The following is a 25038-nucleotide window of genomic DNA, read 5'->3' as shown; positions in this document are numbered from 1 at the left end:
TCCGACCGCGCCCGCGATCTCGACGTTCCTGCCGATCGACCCGCCCCCGCGGCTCCTGATGGGCCCCGGTCCGATCAACGCGGACCCCCGCGTGCTGCGCGCCATGTCGGCGCAGCTGGTCGGCCAGTACGACCCCTCCATGACCGCCTACATGACCGAGACGCAGGAGCTCTACCGCCGCGTCTTCGTCACGGAGAACGAGAAGACGATGCTCGTCGACGGCACCAGCCGCGCGGGCATCGAGGCCGCCCTCGTCTCGATGCTCGAGCCGGGCGACCGCGTGCTCGTGCCGGTCTTCGGCAGGTTCGGCCACCTCCTCCGCGAGATCGCCGAGCGCTGCGGCGCCGAGGTGCACGTGATCGAGGCGGAGTGGGGGCAGGTGTTCCCCGTGTCGGTGATCGCCGAGGCGATCGAGAGGGTCCGCCCGAAGGTGCTCGCGGTCGTGCACGGCGACACCTCGACCACGATGGCGCAGCCGCTCGAGGAGCTCGGCGCAATCTGCGAGAAGCACGGCGTGCTCTTCTACACCGACGTCACGGCGTCCCTCGCCGGCAACCCGTTCGGCGCCGACGAGCTGGGGCTCGACGCCGTCTCGGCGGGGCTGCAGAAGTGCCTCGGCGGTCCCTCCGGCTCGGCGCCCGTGACCTTCTCGGAGCGGGCCGTCGCCGTGATCGAGTCGCGCAAGAGCATCGAGGCGGGCATCCGCGACGAGGGCGACGCGGTCAGCGCGCACCCCGTCCGCTCCAACTACTTCGACCTCGGCATGGTCTTCGACTACTGGGGTCCGCGCCGGCTCAACCACCACACCGAGGCGACCACGATGCTCTACGGCGCGCGCGAGTGCGCCCGGATCATCGTCGAGGAGGGCCTCGAGAACACGATCGCCCGGCACCGGCTGCACGGGGCGGCGATGCTCGCCGGCGTGCAGGGCCTCGGGCTCGAGGTCTTCGGCGACGTCGCGCACAAGATGAGCAACGTCGTCGCGGTCCGGATCCCGGAGGGAGTGAACGGCGACGCGGTGCGCGGCGCGATGCTCGAGGACTTCGGCATCGAGATCGGCACGTCGTTCGGGCCGCTGCACGGCAAGGTCTGGCGCATCGGCACCATGGGCTACAACGCCCGCACCGACACGGTCCTGACCACGCTCGCCGCGCTCGAGGCGGTCCTGCGACGCGCGGGCGCCTCCGTCTCTCCGGGCGGCGGGGTGGACGGCGCCTACGGCGTCTACGGGAGCGCGGCGTGAGCGCCGTCGACGCCGCGCTGATCATGGAGCGCTGCGATCTGCTCGCGGCGGTCTCGAGCACGCGCGGGGCGATCGAGCGCGTCTACCTCTCTCCGGAGCACGCCCGTGTCAACGCGATGGCGGCCGCCTGGATGGAGGAGGCGGGCATGCGCACGTGGCAGGACGCCGCCGGCAACCAGTGCGGCCGCTACGAGGGCGCGAGTGCCGGGCAGCCCGCCCTGATGCTGGGGTCCCACCTCGACACGGTGATCGACGCGGGACGCTACGACGGGATCCTCGGCGTGATGCTCGCGATCGGAGTCGTCTCGCGCCTGAACGCCGCGGGTGTGCGTCTGCCGTTCGCGATCGAGGTCGTCGCGTTCGGCGACGAGGAGGGCACCCGCTTCGGCACTGCACTGCTCGGCTCGCGCGCCGTCGCCGGCACCTGGGACGAGCACTGGTGGGAGCTCGAGGACGCGCAGGGCACCACGCTCGTCGAGGCGTTCCACGAGTTCGGGCTCGACCCCTCCCGCATCTCCACCGCGGCCCGCGCGGCCGACGACCTGCTCGGCTACCTCGAGGCGCACATCGAGCAGGGCCCGTACCTCGAGGAGGCGGACCGCGCCCTCGGCGTCGTCTCCTCCATCGCCGGCGCCCGGCGGTTCGCCCTCACGCTCACCGGCAAGGCCGGTCATGCGGGCGGAGTGCCGTTCGACCGCCGCCGCGACGCGCTCACCGGGGCCGCGGAGGCGGTGCTGGCGGTCGAGCGGATCGCCCGCGACAACGGCTGCATCGCGACGGTCGGGCGCCTCGAGGCGTTCCCCGGCGCGGTCAACGTGATCCCGGGGCGGGTCGAGTTCAGCCTCGATCTGCGCGCCGAGTTCGACGACGTGCGCGACCGCGTCTGGGACGAGATCCAGCACGCGATGTCCGAGACGGCGCGCCGCCGACGCCTCTCTCTGACCGTCGAGGAGACGCACGGCGCCCCCGCTGTCGTCGCCTCCGATCGGCTGCAGGACGTGATCCGCGAGGGCATCCGCGCGACCGGCGACGAGGAGCCGATGGTGCTCTTCTCGAAGGCCGGTCACGACGCGATGGCGATCGCCGAGCTCACCGAGTACGCGATGCTCTTCCTCCGCTGCGAGGGAGGCGTCAGCCACCACCCGGAGGAGAACGTCACCGAGGCCGACGTGGCCGTGGCACTGGACGCCTTCGAGGCGGCGGTGCACGCCTTCGCGAGGTCGCGCGCGTGACCGGGGCCGCCCCCTCCGATGCCGAGGCGCCGCCCAGCATCGGGCACCGCATCGACGCGGGCTACGCCTCGCTCTCGCGGCAGGAGCAGCGGGCGGCCGATTTCATCCTCGACCACCTCGGCGACCTGGCGATCTACACGGCGACCGAGCTCGCGCAGCACAGCGGAGTGTCCAAGGCCACGGTGTCGCGGCTGTTCCGGCGCCTCGGGTTCTCGAACTCGCAGGAGGTGCGCGAGCACGCCCGCGCGCTGCGCAGCTCGGGAGTCCCGGTCGGCCCCGCCTCGACCGCCGGCGACCCGATCGCCGCGCACCTCGAGAGCGAACGCGCCAATCTGCAGCGGCTCGCCGCGGCGCTCGGCGACGGACGGCTCGACGCCGCCGTGCGCCTCGTCTCGGACGCCCGCGAGATCGTGGTCGTCGGGATGCGCAACAGCTACCCGGTGGCGCTGCACCTGCGCCAGCAGCTCGCCCAGGCCCGCGCCCGCGTCCGAGTGGCGCCGCAGCCCGGTCAGTCGCTCGGCGAGGAGGTGGTGGGGCTCGGCGCCGAGGACGTCGTCGTGCTGGTCGGCTTCCGCCGGCGCCCCTCCTCCTTCGCCGCGCTCCTCGACGTGCTCGCCGCGCGCGGGGTGCCGGTCGTGCTGCTCGCCGACGCCCAGGCCCGCCGGTTCGCCGACCGGGCGGCGGTCTGGCTCGAGTGCCCCGTCGACAGCGACTCGGCGTTCGACAGCTACGCCGCGGCGATGAGCGCCGTCGCACTGCTCGCCTCGGGGGTGCTCGGGGCACGTCCGCGGGACGCCCGCGAGCGGATCGCCGGGATCAGCACCGTCTATGCCGAGCTGTCCGAGATCGAGGACCGGGCATGAACGCGGTCGAGGCCGCCGACCTCCTCCGGCTGCACGCCCGGCACCCCGTGGGGCGAGTCGCCGAGGACGCGTCCGAGGACGTGCTCGGACGCGTCGAGCTGCTCACGCCGACCTGCGGCGACCGGCTCGCGCTGCGCGTCGTCCGCGTCGACGGCGGTCTGTCGCTCCGCTGGACGGGGCGGGGCTGCGAGCTGTCGCAGGGCTCCGCGTCGATGCTCGTCGACGAGCTCGACGGTCTCGGAGCGGAGGCGCTGGCCGGTCGCGTCGGCGCGCTCCTGACCTCGATGAGCCTGCGGGTCGCGGATCCGGTGCTCGGCGACGAGGCGGCCCTGCTCGCGGTGGCCGCGAATCCGGTGCGCTCGGTCTGCGCCACGCTGGCCTGGCGCGCCCTGCGCGACGCCCTCGCTCAGGCGGGGCCGTCGTGATCGCGGCCGTCGGCGAGGTCGCCGCACTCGACGGCCAGCGCCCCGTGCTCCTCCAGGTGGTCGCGCGCGCCCGAGTCGCCGTGGACCTCCGCGCGGATCGCCGCCCAGTGCGCGCGTCCTATCAGCACGGGATGACCGGGCCGGCCGTCGTGCACGGCTCGAGCGAGGGCCTCCGGACCCGGGGGAGCCGCCGCGAGGACGCGCGCGCCGACCGCGGTGGGCTCCTCCGGCAGGTCCACGAGCGTCACCAGGGCGGCCTCGCCGGTCGCGGCCGCGAGTCCCGCGCGCAGCGACGCGGACATCCCGTCGCCCCAGTCCGCGGCGACCACGATCCCGGCCTGCGGAGGAACGAGACCGCGCGCGTCGTCGGCTCCGGCCCCCAGGACCACCAGCACCCGGCCGCAGCCGACCGCCCGCAGCCGCCGCACGGCGAGCTCGACCCACGGAGTGCCGTCCGCATCCCGCCGCAGAGCCTTCGGGCCGCCCGCGCGACGCCCTGCGCCCGCCGCGAGGACGATCCCGGTGACGACGGCCGCATCCATCCCACCATCGTGCCCCACCCCGCCGCCCGACGAGGAGAGACCATGACCACTCCCGCCCCCGCCCCGCTCCGGGACGCCCTGCTCGCCTGCCTCGCCGTGCCCCGCTGGGCCGACGAGGTCGCCCACGGAGCGCCCTACGCCTCGACGGAGGAGCTCGCCGAGGCCGCTGACCGCGTCGCGCGCACGCTGACGACGGACGAGATCGACGCCGCCCTCGCCGACCACCCGCGGATCGGCGAGCGGCACGCCGCGTCGGGACGCGCCTCCGCCTTCTCGGCCGCCGAGCAGGCCGCGAGCGCGTCGAGCGACGAGGACCTCGCCGAGCGTCTGATCGCCGGCAACCGCGCGTACGAGGAGCGGTTCGACCGCGTGTTCCTGATCCGCGCGGCCGGGCGCTCGCGCGCCGAGATCGTCGCCGAGCTCGAACGGCGTCTCACCCTCGACGACGCCGTCGAGCGGGCGATCGTCGCCGATCAGCTCCGCGAGATCACGGTGCTGCGCGTGCGCGCCCTCGGCTCCGAGTCGGGGGCCGTCGTCGAGGAGGCCGCCCGATGAGCGCGCACGCCAGCCACGTCACGACCCACGTGCTCGACGCCGTGCGGGGACGGCCGGCCGAGGGGGTGCCCGTCGTGCTCGAGGCGCGCGCCGACTCCGGCTGGGAGCGTCTCGCCGAGGAGCGCACCGACGCCGACGGGCGCGTCTCCGCGTTCGGCCCGGAGTCGCTGCCCGCCGGCGTCTACCGCGTCGTCTTCGACACCGCCGCCTACTTCGGCGACACGGAGTCGTTCTACCCCGAGGTCGTCATCGCGTTCCGGCTCGCCGACGAGGGCGCGCACTACCACGTGCCGCTGCTGCTCAGCCCGTTCGCCTACTCGACGTACCGGGGGAGCTGAGCGTGCAGCTCCAGGACGTCCTCGACGCGCCGCAGCTGCGGATCCGGGCCGTGTACACGACTCCCGAGGCGCTCGCGCGGCCCGTGAACTGGACCTTCACCACCGACCTGCTCGACCCGCGCCGCTACCTCGCCCGCGACCAGCTCGTGCTGACCGGCATGATGTGGCGCCGCACCCCCGAGGACAGCGACGTGTTCGTCTCGGCGGTCGCCGCCTCCGGGGCGGTGGCGCTGCTCGCGGGCGAGGGCCTCTACGGCTTCGTGCCCGACGACGTGATCGAGGCGTGCCGCGCGCACGGAGTCGCTCTCTTCGCGGTGCCGGCGGACGTCTCGTTCGCGTCGATCACGGCGCACCTCTCGAACGCCCTGGCCGGCGACCGGGTGGCCCGCCTCACGGCGGGGCTCGCCCGCCAGCGCCAGCTGCTGACCGACGTCTACCGCGGGCAGCTGCTCGACGAGCTGATCGCGCGGACGTCGAGCGAGCTCGGCCGGCCGGTCCGCGTCCTCACCGGGACCGGGCGCGCGGCCGCCGCCGCCGAGCCGCTCGGATTGACCGAGATCGAGCGCGTGGTCCACGCCGGACTGACCGCGCGGCAGAACCCGGTCACCGTGCCGGACGCGCACGGCGGGACCCTGTCGGTCTTCGCCGTCACCGGCGCCGACGAGCACCGCGCCACGGCCTGGTTCGTCGTGGTCGCCGGCGACTGGAACGGCTGGCACCCTTCCCTGCTCGACGCCGTCACCGAGCTCACCGGAGTGGTGGGGCTCTACCGGCTGCAGCGCGACGCCGAGACGCTCGCCGACACCGCGCTCGCCGACCGGCTGCTCGAGCTCGTCGAGGAGGACAGCGAGCAGCCCGAGACGGCCGTCTACCTCCGCCAGCTGGGGCTCGGTGGGGTCGGGCGTTGCGCCGTGATCGCCGCGGGCTTCGACGACGACTCCTCCGCGGATCTCGCGCGCCGGCTGCTGACCGACGCCGCCTCGCACCTGGGTCGCGCGGTCGTGGGCCGCGACGCGGAGGGGCGCGTAGTGGCGGTGCTGCCGGTCGACGCGACCGACGCGATCCCGACCGGAGCGGATCCGCTGGCCGTCGTGACCGCCGCCCTGCGGCGCGTGGGACCGGGACTCGACGGCCAGGTCCTGCGGGTCGGCACGAGTGCGGCGACGTCGCTCGCGGCACTGGGCGGAGCACTGCGCTCGGCGCGCTACGGGATGCTGCTGCCGGGCGTCCCCGGTGACGGCTCCCGCGTGCGGATCAACGACGCGGGCGAGGTGACCTCGGCGGTGCAGCTGCTGACCGCGGTGCCGGACCACCTGCGCACGGTGTTCGTGGAGCTCGTGCTGGGCCGCCTGATCGAGCACGACGCGCGGTACAACTCCGCGCTCGTCGCGACCCTGGCGGCGTTCCTGGAGTCGGGCGGGTCGTGGGTGCGGACCGCGGAGCAGACGCACCTGCACCTGAACACGGTGCGGTACCGGATCGCGCGGGTCGAGGAGCTGACGCAGCGGGACCTGTCGAACACGTCGGACCGGGCGGACCTGTTCCTGGCGCTGCAGCTGCGCTGAGGCGCGCCTGCGGAGGGCGCGGTGTTCGATCTGCAGGGGATCCGGGGGCCGACCGACCCCGTGATGCTGAGGAAGGCGCGTTCCCGCGCGGATCCCCTGCAGATCGTGCGGATGCCTGCAGATCGTGCGGATGCCTGCAGATCGTGCGGATGCCTGCAGATGGTGCGGATGCCTGCAGATGGTGCGGATGCCTGCAGATCGTGCGGACCCCGCAGAGCGTGCTCGCGCTACTCCGGAGCCCGCACCTCGCGACCCTGCACGTGCACCGCCGCGATCGCCGGCTCGCGGATCCCCATCAGCAGCGCGAAGAGCAGCTGCGCCGTCCCCGTCTCCTCGTCGTCCGCCCGGATCCCGTGCTCGAGCACGTCCGCCAACGGCTCCCAGCGCGACGGCTCGATCCGGAGGAAGTCGGCGTCCTTGCCGACGTCGAGGTTGCCGAAGCGGTCCTCCATGTCGAGCGCTCGGGCACCCGCGAGGGTCGCCGAGAACAGCAGCTCGGCCGGGTGCAGCGCCACCGACGCGTCGCCGGGCTCGGACAGGTGCACCTTGAACGCATCGTTCGCGACGCGCGGCAGGAGCCACTCGTCACCGGCCCCCACGTCGCTCCCGAGCGCCACCGTCACTCCGCTCGCGACGGTGCGCCGCCAAGGCATCGTGCCCGAGCCGAGGAACTGCTGCGACGTCGGGCAGTGCGCGATCGAGGTGCCCGTCTCGGCCATCCGGTGCAGCTCCGCGTCCTGGCAGTGCACCGCGTGCGCGAGGATCGTGCGCCGACCCAGCAGCGACGAGCCGCCGCGCTCGGAGCCGGGGAGGAACAGCCCGTCGTAGGTGTCGAGGTAGCTGCGGGTGCCGAACGAGGCGAGCACCGCGGCGATCTCGCCGTCGCCCGGGCGGTCGTTCTCGTTCAGGTGCGTGTGCACGTACACCCCGCGGCCGCGCACGTCGTCGTACAGGTCGCCGAGGGCGCCGAGGGTCGTCGGAGTGACGGAGAGGGAGAACCGCGGCACGATCGCGACCTGCAGCAGCGCCGTCGCGGGATCGCCGGTGTCGACGGCGTGCCAGCGCTCGATCTCGTCGGCGACCAGGTCGATCGCCTCGGCCTCGCCGGTGAGCAGCGGCGCCGCGGAGTCGGGCCCGACGGTCTGCACGCCCCGTCCCGAGACCAGGCGCAGTCCCGCGTCCCGGCTGCGCTCGAAGAGGGCGTCCTGCGCATGCGGGAACGCGGATCCGAAGACCATCGCCGCGGTCGTGCCGGCGGCGATCCGGCGTCGGGTGAAGTCGCGGGCGATGCGGGCGGCGAACGCCTGATCGGCGAGCCGCGCCTCCGCCGGGAAGATCGTGCCGTCGAGCCACTCGAGCAGCTGCCCGCCGCCGTAGCCGTCGAGCGAGTAGGTCTGCGGGAAGTGCACGTGCGCGTCGACGAAGCCGGGCACGAGGATCGCGGAGGAGTCGCCCGTCACCGGCAGGGCTCGGTACGCATCGGGCAGGTCGGCGTAGCGGCCGGTCCAGGCGATGACGCCCGCGTCGTCCACGACGAGCGCGCCGTCCGGGATCGACACGAGGGACGCGCGCGCCTGCTCGAGCGCGGGCCGGCCGGCGACGTGCAGGAGGTGCCCGCGGTGGACGGCGGCGGTCACACCAGTCCCGTGTAGGCGTACCAGGCCGGTCCGGCGTCCGGCGCGTCGTCGCGCACGACACTCGCCTGGATGAGCCCGTACGGGCGGTCGTCGGCGTGGAAGACCTCGTTGTCGTTCGTCACTCCGAACGGCGAGAGGTCGTAGACGAAGTGGTGCTTGTTCGGGGCCGACAGGCGCATCTCGACGATCTGCGGGAACTGCTCCAGCACCGCCTTGCCCATCTCGAACAGCGTCTGCTGCAGCGCCAGCGAGTGCACCGTGGCGAAGCGGCTGATCATCAGGGCCTTCACGCCGGAGTAGACCGCCTCCCAGTCCATCGCGGCGAGCTCGTCCGGAGTGAGCGCGAAGCGCCACTTCGCCACCAGCGACGTGGCCATCACCCGGTCGTTCGTCGGCTGCAGCACCGTGTACGGGTCGGTCAGGAACCCGTGGAACTCCGACCCCGTCGACTTGAGGATCGTGAGGTCCTTGAAGCCGCCGGTGATCCAGATCCGCTGGTCGTCGCCGACGCCCTCGACGGTGACCGAGGCGGTGCGCACCTCCTGACCCTTCCTGACCCAGGTGTGGTCGTGCTCCTGCCCGTCGACGAGCACGCGCTCCCACGCGAACTCCTCGATCTCGACGCGCGCGCCGTGGACGGGCGCGTAGCCGTCGACGAAGTGCCGGGCGAGCTCGAGACCGTAGGCCTCGATCGAGCGCAGCCCCTTCTCCTTGGCGAAGGAGTAGGCGGTCTGCTTCTGCGTGTCGGTGGGCAGCACCGCGGACTGGTCGCCCTCGAGGTGCGCGGCCTCGAAGTCTCCGCGCAGCGCGGTCGAGACGTTGACGTCGTGGATCTCGTGACGCGGGGAGTCGCGGTAGATCCTGACGACGCGGTTCTCGGCCTTCCCGTACTGGTGGTCTCCGAGGATGATCGACATGTCCGCTCCTGTTCGCGTTCGAGGGTGGGCGGCGGCGGGTGCCCGTCTGCCAGGATGCCGCTCCGGAGCCGGGTGCCGCTTCGTCGGAGCGTTCAGCATCACGCGCTCCTCGCGGCCCAGTCTTGTGCGATCCGCCCGGATCCCGCCCCGGACCCGCGGGCGTTCACACGCCCGAAACGCGACCGGAACACGGTGATCAGGGGCGGTCGAGCAGACGGCCGACCGGTGACTCCGCACCCGCGTCGATCCGCCGGCCGCCGACCCAGGTCCCGGTGACGGCTCCGCGCACCGTCCGTCCGTCGTAGGCCGACACCTTGTTCTTGTGCGCGAGGGCCTCGACGTCGACGCGCGACTGCGCCTCCGGATCGAACGCCACCAGATCGGCGTCGGCGCCCGCCCGCAGCAGGCCCTTCTGGCCCAGGCCCGCGAACGCCGCCGTTCCCGTCGACATCCACGCGACGACCTGCTCGAGCGGGATCCCGCGCTCGCGGGCTCCGGTCCAGACGGCGCGGAAGCTGAGCTCGAGGCCCGAGATGCCGCCCCAGGCGAGGCCGAAATCGCCGTCGTGCGCGAACTTCAGCTCCTTCGTGGCGGGGGAGTGGTCGGAGGCGATGATGTCGATCGTGCCGTCGAGCAGGCCCTTCCAGAGCAGTTCGCGGTTGCGCTCGTCCCGGATGGGCGGGCAGCACTTGTACTGCGTGCCGCCGTCGGGGATCGTCTCGGCGTCGAAGGTCAGGTAGTGCGGGCAGGTCTCCGCGGTGATGCGCAGCCCCTCCGCCTTCGCCTCGCGCAGCAGCGGCAGGGCCTTCGCGGAGGAGAGGTGCAGGATGTGCGCGCGCCCGCCGGTCTCGCGGACCGCCTCGATCACGTGCAGGATCGCGCTGCTCTCGGAGGCGTCGGGTCGGGAGGCGACGAACGCGTCGTAGGAGGTGCCTCCGTCGTTCGTGTGCGCGTCGAGCTCGTCCGGGTCCTCGGCGTGCACGATCAGCAGCCCGTCGAACGCGGCGATCTCGTGCATCGCCTCGAAGAGCTGATCGGTCGAGAGGTGCGGGAACTCGTCCACACCGCTGGGCGACAGGAAGCACTTGAAGCCGAAGACGCCGGCGTCGTGCAGCTCGCGGAGGGTGCCGAGGTTGCCGGGGACCGCCCCGCCCCAGAAGCCCACGTCGACCAGCGCCTGCGGACCGGCCGCGGCGCGCTTGGCCTCGAGGCCGGCGACGGTGGTCGTCGGCGGGATCGAGTTGAGCGGCATGTCCAGGATCGTGGTGACGCCTCCGGCGGCGGCGGCGCGGGTGGCGGAGGCGAACCCCTCCCACTCGGTGCGGCCCGGCTCGTTGACGTGCACGTGCGTATCGACGATCCCCGGGATCAGCACCTGCCCGGCGGGCAGCTCGACGACCTCCCGCGCCTCCCAGGGCGCGTCGATCGCGCTGACCGCGACGATCAGCCCCTCGGCCACGGCCACGCTGGCGGGCTGGAACCCGTGCTCCGTCAGAACGGCGGAGGAGCGGATCACGAGGTCGAGGGAGGGGGAGTCCGAAGGCATGGATCGACCTTATACTCGGCATGTTTCGTGCGGACGAGCCCTCCCGGCCGACCCCGCGCCCCGGCAGCGCCGCCTCCCACCCGCTGCCCGAGGAGGCCGCCATGCTCGAGCTCGCCGTCCCGATCCTGCAGCGCGTCGACGCGGGCGAGCGGCTCGCGGTGGTGACCGTCACCCACGTGTTCGGCTCGGCTCCGCGCGCCCTCGGCTCGTCGATGGCGGTCGACGGGAGCGGAGCCGCGATCGGCTCGATCTCGGGCGGCTGCGTCGAGGCGCAGGCCTACGCGCTCGCGCAGGAGGTGCTCGGCACGGGCGCCTGGGCGGCCGACCACTTCGGCTTCGACGACGAGGCCGCGTTCTCGGCCGGCCTCTCCTGCGGCGGGCAGCTGCGGGTCTTCGGCCACGCGATCGACGCCGGCTCCGGGGCCGTGCTCGCCGAGCTGCGGGCCGCCCGTGCCGGCCGCCCCGCCGCTCTGGCGATGATCGTCGGCGGGCCGGAGGAGCTCGTCGGCCTGGTGCTGACCGGCGCCACCCGCGCGCAGGACGTGGTCGGCCCCTCCCTCGACGACGCCACGGTGCGCCGGATCCTCGCCGAGCGTGAGGCGCGGCTCCACTCCGGCCGCTCGGCCACGATCGAGATCGACTGCCGGGGTCGAGAGCTCGAGGTCACCTTCGTCGTCAGCGCCGAGAAGCCGCGCCTGCTCGTCTTCGGCGCCGTCGACTTCTCGGCCGCCCTGTGCGCCGCGGGATCGCTGCTCGGCTACCGCGTCACCGTGTGCGACGCACGCCCGGTGTTCGCGACGGCCGAGCGCTTCCCCGCCGCCGATGAGGTCGTCGTGGAGTGGCCCTCCGACTACCTCGCGCAGACGACGGTGGACGAGCGGACGGTCGTCGCGGTGCTCACCCACGACGAGAAGTTCGACATCCCTCTGCTCGAGCTCGCCCTGACGCTGCCCGTGGGCTACGTGGGCGCGATGGGGTCCCGTCGGACCCACGAGCGGCGGCTGGCCCTCCTCCGCGAGGCGGGGGTGGCCGAAGAGGCGCTCGCCCGGCTGCACTCGCCGATCGGCCTCGACATCGGCGCTTCGACACCGGAGGAGACCGCGGTGTCGATCCTGGCCGAGGTGCTGGCGACGCGGACGGGGGCGTCGGGGGCGCCGCTGCGCGCCGGCGCCGGTCCGATCCACGCCGCGACCGCCTGACCGGTCCTCCGACCGCGGGAAACCGCCGCGAAACACTCCGCTGCCATGCTCGGAGGATGCAGCGCCACATCATCACCGGAGCCCACGTCGCGACCGTCGACGCCGCGGGCACCGAGCATCCGAGCGGCCACGTCGTGGTCGACGACTCGCGGATCGTCGCCGTCGGCGCCGGGGAGGCTCCCGCGTGGGCCGTCGAGGGCCGCGCGCCGACCGGGCTCCCCGCGCAGGAGGCGATGGCGATCACCCGCGTGGACGGACGCGGCCACCTGCTGACCCCCGGCCTGATCAACACGCACCACCACCTGTACCAGTGGCTGACCCGCGGCTGGGCGCAGGACTCGATCCTCTTCGACTGGCTCGTGGCGCTCTACCCGGCCTGGTCCCGGATCGACGCGGACCTGACCCGGTCGGCCTCGCTCGGCGCGATGGGCGTGCTCGCCCGCTCCGGCTGCACGACGGTCGGCGATCACCACTACGTCTTCCCGCGCGGCTCGGGCGACATCGTCGGCGGCATCGTCGACGCGGCGTCGACCCTCGGAGTGCGGCTGCACGCGACCCGCGGGTCGATGGACCTCGGCGAGTCGCAGGGCGGGCTGCCGCCGGACTTCGCCGTCGAGACGACCGCGGCGGCGCTCGAGGCGAGCGGGGCGGCCGTCGAGCGCTACCACGACGCCTCGTTCGACTCGATGGTGCGCGTCGCGATCGCGCCGTGCTCGCCGTTCTCGGTCACTCCTGACCTGCTGCGCGAGTCGGCCGTGCTCGCCCGGCAGCTGGGCGTCCGGCTGCACACCCACGGCTCCGAGACGATCGAGGAGGACGCCTACACCCGCGAGGCGTTCGGGATGTCGCCCACCGACTACCTCGAGTCGCTCGGCTGGCTCGGCGACGACGTGTGGATGGCGCACTGCGTGCACCTCGACGACGACGCCATCGCGAAGTTCGCCGCGACCGGCACCGGGGTGGCGCACTGCCCGTCGTCGAACGGCCGACTCGCCGCGGGCATCGCCCCGGTGCCGCAGCTGCTGGCGGCCGGGGTGCCGGTCGGGCTCGGGGTCGACGGAGCCGCGTCGAACGAGTCGGGGCAGCTGGGCATCGAGATCCGCGAGGCCGTGCTGATGAACCGGCTGCGCGCGGGGGCCGATCGGATGAGCGCCCGTCAGGCGCTCTCGATCGCCACGATCGGAGGAGCGCGGGTCCTCGGCCGGCAGGACGAGATCGGCTCGATCGAGGTCGGCAAGCTCGGCGACCTCGCGCTCTGGAAGGTCGACGGGATCGAGCACGCGGGCATCGCGGATCCGGTCGCCGCCCTCGCCCTCGGCTCGCAGCCGCCGCTGTCGCTCCTGCTGGTCAACGGCCGCCCGACGGTCTCGGACGGCCGCCTCGTGAACGCCGACGAGGATGCGATCGCCCGCGAGGTCGCTCGAGCGAGCGCTGACCTCGCCTCCCGGAGCTAGCCGACGCGATTCTGTCGCTTCTTGATAGATCGTCGGCCTTTCGACCCATCGGAAAGTTGGCAGCGCTCAATTATCTGCTTCCGCAAGACCTCAACGGAACCCTACTCAGCTTCCTTAGTTTTTGCTGCTCGCATCAAATCGGACTCCAGCCACGACCAATCCGAAAGTGGTGGACTCTCGACAAGTTGTCTTACGAATGTCTTCTCACGGTTATCTAGCTCCTCTTGGCTCAGCGGAAGCCATTCGAATGGATCTCCGCCAAGAGTCATAATCGGATGGGGATCAAGTATTTGGTCGTAGCAAAGCGTGATGCAATGTCGTGAAGGCCCGCTACGGATCCCTCGATCCACGAAGTCCTGCGAAGCATTGAGTCCGTGATCCGCTACGATTAAGGCCATCCAAGGCGCATGAAATTCGTCGGCAATGGCTGCAAGTTTGCTGACCTCTAGATCAGTCATTCCTGCGTAAGACCGCTTGACCTCCATTGGAATAAGATCTCCGGATTCGAACAGAACGGTCAAGTCCGATTCGCCAAGAACATTACCGGAGCCGCTGATCTTAACGTCGATTCCGGGATGAGAGCCGGTAATAGTCCTACCTCGACGCACCATTGCACCGAAAAGACTTTCGAAATATCGAAGGGCCAAAATGTGACCCATTGCGTCGACCTCATATACTCTTCGAAGCGACTCGCTAAGTCGATAGTAAAAATTGACAGTCGAACTCACTCCAAATGGCGCGAGCATTTGACGGCTACAGCCTCGACAAACAATCGGCGGAACGAAACCCGCAACGGGTATCCATTGTTTTGCATGACAGAATTCACAACGTAACTGAAATCCTCGAACAATAAGGCCTCGCCTTTCAGCCCAAAAAACCCAGTTTTCAGCCGCTTTTGTATTGTTTCCCAACGCTTTCTTGAAGGTATCAAAACGAACCTCCGGTAGGTCGTCGACAATGGGGGCAATCATAGGCTCTTCGTCTTGAGACGGAGAATTGCTTTCTCTCAATCTCCTTTTCGCCCACGACATGCCGGTACGCGATGCCATGTTTTCAAGGGCCTTTAGTAAAGGCGCGTGCGCTATGTACTGAACTTCCCAAACCTCATTCAAAGCTGAAAGAAATACAGAAGCGATCCGGCCAGGCTCCGATTCGGCGAGATCAACCCCGCGCATTTTTCCTACCGATTTGAGGGCTAGAGCTGGCGACGGCCACTCGAACCGGATCGGTGCGAACTCTCGAGTCGAGAAGGATTGTGTAAGCCCCCCTGCGAAGAAGTCGCCGTTCAGAGCATGCTTTCGAAGGTCCGCGCCTCTTGGAAATGGTGCCTCGGGAACGCGCACCGTAACGACCAGACTGGAGAAGCGGTTCGCATCGCTCGGTAAAGCTTTACGGACTGCATCTCGTTTCGGAATGTAGTCCATCTTGCCGTCGTTCCAAGCTACCGGTTCTTCGGAATAGATGCCGGGAGCTGGGCCGAAGGAGAGGGCCTCCTCGTGTGACATTACTCCGCAATTCCGCGTCGCCGCCGCGAAGGCTTGCAGCTTCTCGGCGGACACCGAAGTGCTGGTGAGATAGACGGAGTGGATCGGTAGGCCCGACAAGGCTATTCCATGTTTCGCGAGAAGTTTGAAGATCTGTCCGGGTGAATAGTCATCCAATGGAATCCCAATTGGTACTGCGTAAGAGTTGCCCCATGCTGCCCTTAAGTTCCAAAGCAGCGCCAGATCTTCCGTCGAGTTATCCGAGCATATTACAACTATGTTGGGCCCAGCGTCATGCGCCTTCTCCCGCGGATTCGGCATGAATGAATTACCGGATCTCAGAGAAGTCGACGGCTGTGATCCATAGGCTAGGCCGAGCATGGTAGTGATTCGCGGATAAACCTCTCCCTGTTTTCCCTGCAGGCGCTCAATTAAATCGTCGAAAGAACCGGTCACGTTGGGGCGAGTGACTTGGAGGAAGTCATCGAGCTTCAAATCAGGTCGGTAACCAGCGTTCTCCAATTCTGCTTGACTGAAATGCTCCGGGAAGATTCCCAGAGCGGCCTTGTAGATGCCGTACCAAGGGTCCTGTTCGTCAAGGCGAGGTTCGACAACTGTTGCGTACTTCTTCGCTCGGCCGTATTTGATAGATGCGAAAAAGGGTGTCGTCGTAAAGTCGTGTTCTCTCTCGGGTAAGAATTTGGCCCTCTTGGCCGAATAATCATCGTACGAATCGTTCTCCCAGCCGACGATATTATCGACTTCGGCTCCGGGAATCAGCGAAGAGTACGCTAAATCGAACTGCCCGTCGGCGTCAGCTGGAATCAGCGGCGAACTGCCTCCACCCCACATCTTCCCTACCCTGGCCACTGCGTCAACGAAGGCATTCCTATCGGAGTTGAGGTAGGGAAGTGCGCGCCGGTACGGCCGTAGGCATATTGATGTAACAACAACGCCATTCAGTCGTTCTTCATCCAGTAGACCTTTAATGATGAACTCCGTCCTTCTGTGCATCGAAGCGACTGTGATTCGAAGACAGGCTGCTGATTATGGAAGTTTTCTTAGTTGATGCATATCGAAAATTGGAATACTTTTTCTTAATCCGCGCAGTTGCGACAGTTCTGAGCCCGCACATCGCCATGTCCGCTCAGCCCTGCGGGGCCTGCGCGTCCACCGTGCGGATCGGCGCCGCATCCGGGTGCAGCATCCGCCAGACGCGGTCGCGCGACACCGGCAGCGCGAACGGACGCACGCCGACCGCGTCGCGCACCGCGTTCGCGAGCGCGGGAGCCACCGGGTTGTACGGCGCCTCGCTCATCGACTTCGCCCCGAACGGCCCGAGGTCGTCCGCCGTGTCGGCGAAGAAGACCTCGGTCACGGGCACGTCCGCCATCTGCGGGATGTGGTAGTTCCGCAGGATCGCCGTCGTCACCGTGCCTTCGCCGTCGAGGATCACCTCCTCGTAGAGCGCCGAGCCGATCGCCTGCGCCGAGCCGCCCTCGACCTGGCCGCGGCACTGGTCGGGATTCAGCACGTAGCCGGCGTCGGCCGCCTGAACGGACTGCAGGATGCGCACCTCTCCCGTGGGCACGTGCACTGCGACGCGGAAGCCGTGCACGTTGAAGGCGAGCGAGCGCTTCGCTCCGTCCTCGGTGCCGGTCGCGGTGACCGGACCGCCGGCGGCGCGCACCAGCTCGTCGAAGGTCACCCGCGTGCCGTCGGGCGCGAGGAGCCCGGAGTCGTCGGGCTCGAAGTCGTCGTGCCCCGTGATCCGCTTGGCGAGCGAGCGCAGGTCGGCGAGCAGCCGCACGGCGGCCGAGTAGACGGCCTTGCCCGCCACCACCGTGCCCGCGCTCCCGAAGGCGCCGGTGTCGTAGCGCGCGGCGGCCGTGTCCGACTGCCGGATGCGCACGCGATCGGCCGAGGCGCCGAACGCGCTCGCGACGAGCTGGGTGTGCACCGTCGTCGTGCCGTTGCCGAACTCGGACGTGCCGACGCCGACCGTCAGGATCCCGTCGGCGTCGACGGTGACCGTCGCCTCCGAGAAGTGGCCGCGCGGAGGGATCGTCGCGATCATCGCGACGGCCATCCCCTCGCCGACTCGCCAGTCCTCACCCGTCGGCGCCGCGACGCCGTTCCCGCGCGCGAGCGCCTGCTCGGTCAGATCCAGGCACTGGTCGAGCCCGTACGAGGCGAAGCCGATGTCGTCGCCCTCGACGTGCGTCACGACGAGCGGATCGCCGGGGCGCACCGCGTTGATCCGCCGCAGCTCGAACGGGTCGATACCGAGCTCGCGGGCGAGCTCGTCCATCGCGGATTCGATGCCGAAGATCACCTGGCCCAGGCCGTAGCCGCGGAAGGCGCCCGACGGGATGTTGTTCGTGTAGACGGCCTGCGCGTCCACCCGCTTGCTCGGCGCGTTGTACACGGCGACCGACTCCGAGGTGCCGTGGAACATCACTCCGGGACCGTGGTTGCCGTAGGCGCCGGTGTCGGAGAGCACGTCGACGCTCAGGGCGGTCAACCGGCCGTCGCGTCGCGCGCCGAGGCGCACGCCGACCCGCATGGGGTGCCGGCACGGCGCCATGGTGAACTCGTCGGAGCGGGTGAACTCGAACTGCACCGGGCGCCCGGTCGCGAGGACCGCGAGGGCGACGACGTCCTCTGTGAGGATCTCCTGCTTGCCGCCGAAGCCCCCGCCGACGCGCGCCGTGAAGACCCGGACGCTGGAGGGATCGCGGTCGAACAGGCGCGCGATCTCGTCGCGGACGAGGAACGGGACCTGCGTCGAGGTGCGCAGCACCAGCTCGTCGCCCTCGAGCCAGCCGATGGTGCCGTGCGTCTCGAGCGCGGTGTGCGCGACGCGGGAGGTCGTCCAGGTGCCGCCGACGACGACGTCCGCCTCGGCGAAGCCCGCCTCGACGTCGCCGTACTCGCCGTGCAGCTCAGCGACGACGTTCGACTCCGGCTTCGCGATGCGCGAGGCGATCGGGTCCTTCTCGCCGTGCAGGAGGGGCGCGCCGGGTGCGCGGGCCTCCTCCGGGTCGAAGACGGCCGGCAGCACCTCGTACTCGACCTCGATCGCGCGGCAGGCGATCTCGGCCTGCGCTACCGACTCGGCGACGACCACGGCCACCCGCTGCCCGCGGAACCGCACGACGGTGTCGAGCATCCGGGTGTCGTCGGGATCGTCGAGACGCGACTCGTGCCGGGCGGTGGAGTAGAGCACGTCGGGCACGTCGTCGGCGGTCAGCACGGCGACCACGCCGGGCAGCTCCCGCGCGGCGCGGGTGTCCATCGACACGATCCGCGCGTGGGCGTGCGGGCTCTGCAGGACCTTCAGGTGCAGGAGCCCCGGGACGGCGACGTCGAGCGTGTACGGCTCCTGTCCCGAGACGATGCGCCGGCCCGCGGGGGCGCCGAGCGAGCGGCCGACCCGCGACTCGTCGGCGGTGGGCCTGCCGGTGCGGCGCACGGGGGTGAGCCCGGTCGGATGCTCGTGATCGCAGCTCGCGATCGCTTCGCCGATCGCCCGGTACCCCGTGCAGCGGCAGAGGTTGCCCTTCATCAGTCGCGGCACGTCGACGGGGTCGGCGCCCTGGATCGCGGTGGCCGTGACGACCATGCCCGCGGTGCAGAAGCCGCACTGGAACGCGCCGGAATCGACGAACGCCTGCTGCACCGGGCCCGGCTCCTCCGGGGTGCCCAGCCCGGCGGCGGTCGTGACCGAGCGCCCCTCGACGCGGTGGGCGGGGTAGAGGCAGGAGTGGAAGGGGGTCCCATCGACGAGCACCGAGCAGGCGCCGCAGTCGCCGGCGTCGCAGCCCTTCTTCACCTCGAAGTGCTCGTGGTCGCGCAGCAGGGTCCGCAGGACCTGACCGGGGCGCGGCGTCGCGTCGATCTGCTCGCCGTTCACGGTGAATCTCATGCGACGCCTCCGTCGGGCTCGGTGCGGGCGAGCTCCTCGCGGATCTCCTCCGCGAGGACGCCGACGACCGCGTGCCGCCAGTCCGCGGCTCCGTGCGGGTCGGTGAACCAGGTGCCGATCCCGTCGATCGCCGCGGCCAGCTCGGGGGCGGACGGCGCCCGGGGGAAGCTCAGCACCTCGGGCCGGATCGTCGCGGCCGTCACCGCGAGCACGAACGCGCCGTCGCGGTCGAGCCGGCCGATGACGACCGCTCCGGATCGGCCCAGCGGCGACAGCGCGATCTTGCGGTAGGCGGTACGGGCGTCCAGAGCGTGCGCCGGGAACTCGATCGATCGGATCACGTCGCCGTGCTCGAGCAGCGTCGTCATGTTCCCGGTGACGAGCTCGGCCACCGGCACGAGGTCGTCGGAGCCGTCGGCCCGCCAGACGAGCGCACAGGCGTCGAGCGCGGCCGCGAGGCTGATCATGGGCCCGGCCGGCAGTGCGTTCGCGATGTTGCCGCCGACGGTCGCGACGTTCCAGATCTTGAACGAGCCGAGCAGCGCCGTGCAGCACTGGAAGAAGAGGCGGTGCGCCGCGCGGCCCGTGTCCGGCATCGCCGCGAGCTCGGCGAAGGTGCACGTCGCGGCGACCGAGAGGCCGTCCGCGCTCGAGCGCAGCGGCTCCCAGCCGAAGCCCTGCAGGTCGAGCAGCTCGTCGAGGTGGTCGTGGGGGAGCGAGAAGACCCAGGAGCCGCCTCCGATGACCGCCGTGCGCGGCCCCATCGCGGCCAGCTCGCCGCGCTCGCGCACCACGCGCACGCGCTGGATCGTGCTGAGGTCCATGCTCCGCCTCTCGCCGGTGCCCGCGGGGTGCGCGCTCCTCCAGTGAACAGCACGCGTGTGACACCCGTGTTACCCGCGCTCGGCGCTCCACCGGCGTCCGGAGCCGCACCCTGGCGGATCCGCCAGAGGCTCAGCCCAGCGACGCCACCCACTCGGAGCTGCCGTCGACGAACGACTGCTCCTTCCAGATCGGCACGGACGCCTTGATGTCGTCGACGAGCGCCGCGCAGGCCTCGAAGGCGGCGGCGCGGTGCGCGGAGGCGACCGCGCAGGCGAGCGCGAGATCGCCGACGACCAGGTCGCCGACCCGGTGCACGGCGGCCACGCGCACCTCGGGGAAGCGCTCGGCGATGCGGCGGGCGGAGTCGGCCAGTGCGGCGGGCGCGTCCGGGTGCGCCTCGTAGGCCAGCCGGAGCACTCCGCGTCCCTCGTCGTGATCGCGGACGACGCCCGCGAAGGTCACGACCGCGCCGTGGGCGGGGGAGTCGACCGCCTGCTCGCACTCGTCGACCGTGATCGCCTCGCGGGCGATGCGGGCGAGGGCGACGCCGTCATCGGACATGGTCGCCGCCTCCCAGCTGGTCGAGGAGATGCCCGATCACCGGGTCGAGGACGTCGATGCCGTCTCGGACGCCGCCCGGCGAGCCGGGCAGGTTCACCACGACGCTGCGACCGGCGACCCCCGCCGTGCCACGGCTCAGCACCGCGGTCGGCACCTTGGCCGCTCCGCGGGCGCGGATCGCCTCGGCGAGTCCCGGCAGGGTCCGCTCGAGCAGCGGTGCGGTCTGCTCCGGAGTGACGTCGCTCGGCGCCACGCCGGTGCCTCCCGTCGTCACGATCACGTCGGCGCCGGAGGTGAGCGCGTCGCCGATCGCCTCGCCCACCGCGTCTCCGTCGGCCACCACGACCACCTCGCCGCTCCAGCCGCGGCTCTCGAACCAGGCCAGCAGCGCCGGGCCCGTGCGGTCCTCGTACACTCCGGACGCGGCGCGGGTGGAGGCCACGACCGCGACGGCGCGGCGTGTCACTCCCTGCTCCACGATCCGCTCCTCCCGCCGTCCTTCGCCAGCACCTGGATGCCGGTGATGACGGCGCCGCGGTCGACGGCCTTGATCATGTCGTAGACGGTCAGCGCCGCGACGCTGACGGCGGTGAGCGCCTCCATCTCGACACCCGTGCGCCCGCTCGTGCGCACCCGCGCCTCGATCCGCACCCGGTCCTCGAGCGTCTCGAGATCGATGTCGACCCCGTCGAGCGCGAGCGGGTGGCAGAGCGGGATCAGGGTCGAGGTGGCCTTGGCCCCCATGATCCCGGCGATGCGGGCGACCCCGAGCGCCTCGCCCTTGGGCAGCTCGCCCTGCTCCAGCAGACGCACCACCTCGGGGGTCGTGACGACGACGCCCTCGGCGACGGCGGTGCGCGAGGTGACGTCCTTCGCTCCGACGTCGACCATGTGCACGGCCCCGTCGCCTCGGACGTGGGTCAGGTTCTCAGTCATCGATCCTCCAGATCTCGACCGTGTCGCCGGTCGCGGCGTGCTCGGTCCCGACCGGGACGTGGATGAGGACGTTCGAGCGCGCGTAGGACGCGAGCAGGTGGGAGCTCGGCCCGCCGACGGGGTGCACGAGGCCCTCGTCGTCGAGGGCTCCCCGCCGGATCTGGTGCAGGTGGGCGGGCGAGTCGAGCGCGGTGCCGAGCCGGGCCCGGAGCCGCGGCCGCTCGGCCGGCGAGCGGCCCGCCAGCGAGCGGAGGACCGGGCGCAGGAACACCTCGAACGAGACGAGGGCGCTCACCGGGTTGCCGGGGAGCGAGACGATCGGCAGGTGCGCGTCCGGCGACACCGCGACCAGGCCCAGGCCCTGCGGGCCGCCCGGCTGCATGGCGACGTGCCCGAACTCGGAACCCGCGGGACCGAGAGCGTCGCGCACCACCTCGTAGGCGCCGGCACTCACTCCGCCGACCGTGATCGCCAGGTCGGCGTCGCCCGCCCGCGAGCGGAGGATCGCCAGCAGGTCCTCGGCGCGGTCGCTGTCGCAGGGAGCCACGACGGGCAGCGCGCCCGCCTCGCGGACCGCCTCGGCGAGCAGCGCGCCGTTCGCGTCGTAGATCTGGGCGGCCTCGAGCTCGGTCCCCGCGGGGCGGATCTCGTTGCCGGTCGGCACGATCAGCACCCGGATCCTGGGCAGCACCTCGACCTCGACGAGACCGAGCGAGGCGAGCAGACCGTAGTGCGCGGCGCGGAGCACGGTGCCGGCCGCCAGCGCGACGGAGCCCGCCGCGGAGTCGCTGCCCCGCGCGCGCACGAAGGTCGTCGGAGTGACGGGGGCCGCGAACGCGACGCGGGCGCCGGTCGCCGACGCGCCGGGGAAGCGCGGCGGGTCGACCCGCTCGATCGGCACGACGGCGTCGGCGCCCACCGGGAGGGGCGAGCCGGTCATGATCGGCACGGCGGTGCCCGGCGAGTGCCGCGGCGCGCTCTCGCCGGCGGGGACCGGCGCGGCGACCGGCAGCACGACCGGGGCGCCGGCGGACGCCTCGTCCAGGTCCGCCGCCCGCACGGCGTAGCCGTCCATCTGCGAGTTGTCGAAGCGGGGGAGGTCCAGCGGCGAGTGCACGGTGCGGGCGAGGACGCGCCGGTCGTAGGCACCCGGATCCGCCGCCACACTCCTCGGGTCGAGCGACAGGGCCTCGCGGGCACCGCGCGCCGCGAGCGGGGCCAGCAGAGCGCGCACCCGGGCGGCGTGGATGTCGATCGAGGTCATCGGGTCCTCTCGGCGGGTCCCCCACGAGGGGTGGGCGGGTTCCCTATCTTGCCGGGTCGCACACGGTTCCGCCGCGTAGTCTGACCGGATGAGCACCGTACTCGGGATGCCCGGCATCCGACCTCGCCAGCGGGGGGCGGAGCTCCCGGCCGACCGGCCCGAGACCCCGCTGCTCGTGGACACCCACGGACGTGCGGCCGACGACCTGCGCATCTCGTTGACCGACAAGTGCAACCTGCGCTGCACCTACTGCATGCCGGCCGAGGGACTCCCGTTCCTCCCTCCCGCCGCCCTGCTGACCCGCGATGAGATCGTGCGTCTTGCGCGCATCGCGGTGGAGCAGTTCGGCGTGCGGCAGATCCGCTTCACCGGAGGCGAGCCGCTGCTGCGCAAGGACCTGGTCGAGATCATCCGCGGCGTCGCGGCCCTCGAGCCCCGCCCCGAGATCTCGCTGACCACCAACGCCATCGGCCTCTCGGGCCGGGCGACGGCGCTCGCCGAGGCGGGCCTGGACCGCGTGAACGTCTCGCTCGACTCCATCTGCGCCGAGACCTTCGCGAAGGTGACCCGCCGCCCGTTCCTCGACCGCGTGCTCGCCGGCATCGACGCCCTGGCCCCCGCGGGCCTTGCGCAGACCAAGATCAACGCGGTGCTCCTCCCGGGGATCAACGACCACGAGGCGCCCGAGCTGCTCGCCTGGGCGCTCGCCGGAGGCCACCAGCTGCGCTTCATCGAGCAGATGGCCCTCGACGCCGACCACGGGTGGGACCGGGAGACGATGATCACGGCGGCGCGGATCCGGGAGCTGCTCTCGGAGCGCTTCGTGCTGAGCCCGCACGCGGCCCCACGCGACGGCGCGCCCGCCGAGCTGTTCGACGTGCGCGATCGCGAGGGCGGTCCGCTCCTGGGTCAGGTCGGGATCATCGCGTCCGTGACGGAGGCGTTCTGCGCCGACTGCCGCCGCACTCGCCTGACCGCCGAGGGCGGCGTGCGCAGCTGCCTCTTCTCGAACGAGGAGACCGACCTGCTCGGCCCGATGCGCGCCGGCGTCGACGACCACCACGTGGCCCAGCTCTGGCGCGGCGCGATGTGGGCTAAGCCCGCCGGGCACGAGATGAACCGCATCGGGTTCGTGCAGCCCGAGCGCACGATGAGCGCGATCGGCGGATGAGCGTGCGGGTCCGCTACTTCGCTGCGGCGAAGGCCGCGCTCGGGCGAGCCTCGGACGAGTTCGACGAGCTGCCCGACGTCGCAGCACTCGAGGCGCGCCTCGTCGAGGACTCGCCGGAGTCCGCCGCGGTGCTCGGCCGGTGCAGCTACCTGGTCGACGGAGTGTCGACGACCGACCGCGCGACTCCGCTGGCCGCGAACTCCTCGGTCGACGTGCTGCCGCCCTTCGCGGGCGGCTGAGCCTCAGACCCCCAGCGCCGCGGCCCCGCCGACCAGCGAGTCGGCGCTGATGCCGACGGCCGCCGCCCGGTCGGCCGCGATCCGCGAGCGCACGCCCGACGCGCAGTGCAGCACGAGCGGGCCGGCGGGCAGCAGCGCCGGGTCGAAGCCCGACATCGGCATCCGCACGGCACCCGGCACCGACACGGACCGGTCCTCCGAGTCCTCGCGCAGGTCGACGACCGTGAGCGGCTCGTGCGCCGCCAGCCGGGCGCGGAGTTCGTCGGCGGTGACCGCCCCGGCGACTCCGCGGGGTCGCGGCGGCTCCGGCGCCCGCCGCTCGAGCGGAAGCTCCGTCCACGACCCGTCGAGCGCGTCGTGCACCACGATCCGTCCGAACAGCGGAGTGCCGACACCCGTCACGAGCTTCACGACCTCGCTCGCCATGGCGGAGCCGATCGTCGCGCAGAGCGAGCCGAGCACGCCCACCGTCGCGCAGCTGTCGGCGGCGTCCTCGGCCTCCGGATGCAGAGCGCGCAGCGTCACTCCGCCGCCGGGAGCGTGGGACCAGAACGTGGAGAGCTGGCCGTCGAAGCCGAGCGCCGAGCCCCAGACGTGCGGCACTCCCGCGCGCGTCGTCGCGTCGGAGGCGAGGTAGCGGGAGCCGAACGTGTCGAAGCCGTCGACGACGACGTCCCAGCCGGCGACGAGCGCCTCGGCGTTGGCCGCGGTGAACGCGACCGGGTAGGCGCGGGCGTCGATCCCGGGCGAGAGCCGCCGCGCGGTCGCGACCGCCGACTCCGCCTTCGAGAGGCCGACCGAGGAGTCGTCGTGGGCGGTCTGCCGCGACAGGTTGGACGGTTCGACCACATCGGCGTCGACGACGCCGAGCCGCCCGACTCCTGCCGCGGCGAGCGCCGTGATCACCGGCGAGCCGATGCCGCCCGCGCCGAGCACGAGCACCGCCGCGTTCCGCAGGCGCCGCTGCCCGAGCTCCCCGATCGGGGAGAGCCGGATCTGCCGGGCGAAGCGCTCCTGTTCTGCGGCGGTGAGCGGGGGCCCGGGTTCGACCGGGAGCGTCACGGGGGAGAGCGGAGGAGTCACCTCCCCAGTGTGCACGCCGCGCGGCGGCGAA

23 protein-coding genes are annotated in these 25038 nt (G+C 71.6%); 11 read left to right on the top strand and 12 right to left on the bottom strand.

What is annotated here, in order from left to right; translation table 11 throughout:
• The first annotated feature begins 58 nt into the window (after positions 1 to 58).
• Genes LRG51_RS03415 through LRG51_RS03400 form a run of 4 tightly spaced genes read left to right on the top strand, consistent with a single transcriptional unit; the run spans position 59 to position 3763 of the window.
• Positions 59 to 1243: a pyridoxal-phosphate-dependent aminotransferase family protein gene (locus LRG51_RS03415; protein ID WP_230673074.1), complete on the top strand. Its 1185-nt coding sequence runs from the start codon at positions 59 to 61 to the stop codon at positions 1241 to 1243.
• Complete coding sequence (locus tag LRG51_RS03410; protein ID WP_055792696.1) at positions 1240 to 2475, top strand: allantoate amidohydrolase; 1236 nt, start codon at positions 1240 to 1242, stop codon at positions 2473 to 2475. The genes LRG51_RS03415 and LRG51_RS03410 overlap by 4 nt, the downstream gene beginning before the upstream one ends.
• Positions 2472 to 3338 carry a MurR/RpiR family transcriptional regulator gene (locus tag LRG51_RS03405; protein ID WP_055792693.1) on the top strand — a complete coding sequence of 289 codons (867 nt, stop codon included), beginning with the start codon at positions 2472 to 2474 and terminating at the stop codon, positions 3336 to 3338. Before LRG51_RS03410 ends, LRG51_RS03405 begins: the two co-directional genes overlap by 4 nt.
• The gene (locus LRG51_RS03400) at positions 3335 to 3763 is read left to right on the top strand and encodes an iron-sulfur cluster assembly scaffold protein (RefSeq protein ID WP_230671188.1); all 429 of its coding nucleotides are present in this window, start codon (positions 3335 to 3337) and stop codon (positions 3761 to 3763) included. The genes LRG51_RS03405 and LRG51_RS03400 overlap by 4 nt, the downstream gene beginning before the upstream one ends.
• On the opposite strand, the gene LRG51_RS03395 is transcribed toward LRG51_RS03400, so the two are convergent.
• On the bottom strand, positions 3745 to 4305 hold the full coding sequence (locus tag LRG51_RS03395) for a nucleotidyltransferase family protein (RefSeq protein WP_230671186.1): 561 nt from the start codon (positions 4303 to 4305) through the stop codon (positions 3745 to 3747). The genes LRG51_RS03400 and LRG51_RS03395 overlap by 19 nt on opposite strands.
• A 42-nt stretch (positions 4306 to 4347) precedes the next feature.
• Between LRG51_RS03395 and uraD the strand changes: the two genes are divergently transcribed.
• Genes uraD through LRG51_RS03380 form a run of 3 tightly spaced genes read left to right on the top strand, consistent with a single transcriptional unit; the run spans position 4348 to position 6763 of the window.
• Complete coding sequence (gene uraD, locus LRG51_RS03390) at positions 4348 to 4860, top strand: 2-oxo-4-hydroxy-4-carboxy-5-ureidoimidazoline decarboxylase (protein ID WP_055792685.1); 513 nt, start codon at positions 4348 to 4350, stop codon at positions 4858 to 4860.
• On the top strand, positions 4857 to 5198 hold the full coding sequence (uraH, locus tag LRG51_RS03385) for a hydroxyisourate hydrolase (protein WP_230671184.1): 342 nt from the start codon (positions 4857 to 4859) through the stop codon (positions 5196 to 5198). Before uraD ends, uraH begins: the two co-directional genes overlap by 4 nt.
• A 2-nt stretch (positions 5199 to 5200) precedes the next feature.
• Positions 5201 to 6763, top strand: a complete 1563-nt coding sequence (locus tag LRG51_RS03380; protein ID WP_230671182.1) for a helix-turn-helix domain-containing protein — start codon at positions 5201 to 5203, stop codon at positions 6761 to 6763.
• Between the two features lie 227 nt (positions 6764 to 6990).
• On the opposite strand, the gene LRG51_RS03375 is transcribed toward LRG51_RS03380, so the two are convergent.
• The 3 genes from LRG51_RS03375 to allB form a co-directional block, all read right to left on the bottom strand.
• On the bottom strand, positions 6991 to 8400 hold the full coding sequence (locus LRG51_RS03375) for an amidohydrolase family protein (RefSeq protein ID WP_230671180.1): 1410 nt from the start codon (positions 8398 to 8400) through the stop codon (positions 6991 to 6993).
• Positions 8397 to 9317 (bottom strand): factor-independent urate hydroxylase, encoded by a 921-nt coding sequence (gene pucL, locus LRG51_RS03370; RefSeq protein WP_230671178.1) that lies wholly within the window; start codon positions 9315 to 9317, stop codon positions 8397 to 8399. The genes LRG51_RS03375 and pucL overlap by 4 nt, the downstream gene beginning before the upstream one ends.
• A gap of 196 nt (positions 9318 to 9513) precedes the next feature.
• On the bottom strand, positions 9514 to 10863 hold the full coding sequence (allB, locus tag LRG51_RS03365; RefSeq protein ID WP_230671176.1) for an allantoinase AllB: 1350 nt from the start codon (positions 10861 to 10863) through the stop codon (positions 9514 to 9516).
• Between the two features lie 20 nt (positions 10864 to 10883).
• On the opposite strand from allB, the gene LRG51_RS03360 reads away from it, so the two are divergent.
• Together LRG51_RS03360 and LRG51_RS03355 are read left to right on the top strand one after the other, a co-directional pair.
• Complete coding sequence (locus LRG51_RS03360) at positions 10884 to 12062, top strand: XdhC family protein (protein WP_230671174.1); 1179 nt, start codon at positions 10884 to 10886, stop codon at positions 12060 to 12062.
• Between the two features lie 56 nt (positions 12063 to 12118).
• Entirely contained in the window at positions 12119 to 13516 is a 1398-nt protein-coding gene (locus LRG51_RS03355; protein ID WP_230671172.1) for an 8-oxoguanine deaminase, read from the top strand.
• A gap of 101 nt (positions 13517 to 13617) precedes the next feature.
• On the opposite strand, the gene LRG51_RS03350 is transcribed toward LRG51_RS03355, so the two are convergent.
• The 7 genes from LRG51_RS03350 to LRG51_RS03320 all read right to left on the bottom strand — a co-directional run bounded on the left by LRG51_RS03350 (position 13618) and on the right by LRG51_RS03320 (position 22514).
• Positions 13618 to 16014, bottom strand: a complete 2397-nt coding sequence (locus LRG51_RS03350; protein WP_230671170.1) for a hypothetical protein — start codon at positions 16012 to 16014, stop codon at positions 13618 to 13620.
• A 133-nt stretch (positions 16015 to 16147) separates the two neighbouring features.
• Positions 16148 to 18928, bottom strand: a complete 2781-nt coding sequence (locus LRG51_RS03345; RefSeq protein ID WP_230671169.1) for a molybdopterin-dependent oxidoreductase — start codon at positions 18926 to 18928, stop codon at positions 16148 to 16150.
• Entirely contained in the window at positions 18925 to 19752 is an 828-nt protein-coding gene (locus LRG51_RS03340) for an FAD binding domain-containing protein (RefSeq protein WP_055792657.1), read from the bottom strand. Before LRG51_RS03340 ends, LRG51_RS03345 begins: the two co-directional genes overlap by 4 nt.
• A 130-nt stretch (positions 19753 to 19882) precedes the next feature.
• Positions 19883 to 20314: a molybdenum cofactor biosynthesis protein MoaE gene (locus LRG51_RS03335; RefSeq protein ID WP_055792655.1), complete on the bottom strand. Its 432-nt coding sequence runs from the start codon at positions 20312 to 20314 to the stop codon at positions 19883 to 19885.
• Positions 20304 to 20780 (bottom strand): MogA/MoaB family molybdenum cofactor biosynthesis protein, encoded by a 477-nt coding sequence (locus tag LRG51_RS03330; RefSeq protein ID WP_055793191.1) that lies wholly within the window; start codon positions 20778 to 20780, stop codon positions 20304 to 20306. Before LRG51_RS03330 ends, LRG51_RS03335 begins: the two co-directional genes overlap by 11 nt.
• Complete coding sequence (gene moaC, locus LRG51_RS03325; RefSeq protein ID WP_055792652.1) at positions 20777 to 21250, bottom strand: cyclic pyranopterin monophosphate synthase MoaC; 474 nt, start codon at positions 21248 to 21250, stop codon at positions 20777 to 20779. Before moaC ends, LRG51_RS03330 begins: the two co-directional genes overlap by 4 nt.
• Positions 21243 to 22514 carry a molybdopterin molybdotransferase MoeA gene (locus tag LRG51_RS03320; protein WP_055792650.1) on the bottom strand — a complete coding sequence of 424 codons (1272 nt, stop codon included), beginning with the start codon at positions 22512 to 22514 and terminating at the stop codon, positions 21243 to 21245. Before LRG51_RS03320 ends, moaC begins: the two co-directional genes overlap by 8 nt.
• An 88-nt stretch (positions 22515 to 22602) precedes the next feature.
• Here LRG51_RS03320 and moaA point away from each other — a divergent pair, with 88 nt between their 5' ends.
• Positions 22603 to 23685, top strand: a complete 1083-nt coding sequence (gene moaA / locus LRG51_RS03315) for a GTP 3',8-cyclase MoaA (protein WP_082481478.1) — start codon at positions 22603 to 22605, stop codon at positions 23683 to 23685.
• Entirely contained in the window at positions 23682 to 23924 is a 243-nt protein-coding gene (locus LRG51_RS03310) for a MoaD/ThiS family protein (RefSeq protein WP_055792644.1), read from the top strand. Before moaA ends, LRG51_RS03310 begins: the two co-directional genes overlap by 4 nt.
• 3 nt (positions 23925 to 23927) lie before the next feature.
• Here the strand turns inward: LRG51_RS03310 and LRG51_RS03305 are convergent, their stop codons facing one another.
• Positions 23928 to 25007: a ThiF family adenylyltransferase gene (locus LRG51_RS03305; protein ID WP_230671168.1), complete on the bottom strand. Its 1080-nt coding sequence runs from the start codon at positions 25005 to 25007 to the stop codon at positions 23928 to 23930.
• Positions 25008 to 25038 lie beyond the last annotated feature (31 nt).

Source organism: Rathayibacter sp. Leaf248, from assembly GCF_920939495.1.
Classification (GTDB): domain Bacteria; phylum Actinomycetota; class Actinomycetes; order Actinomycetales; family Microbacteriaceae; genus Rathayibacter; species Rathayibacter caricis.
The sequence above is the reverse complement of the archived record's forward strand: the minus strand, read 5'-3'. Positions and strand labels throughout refer to the sequence as shown.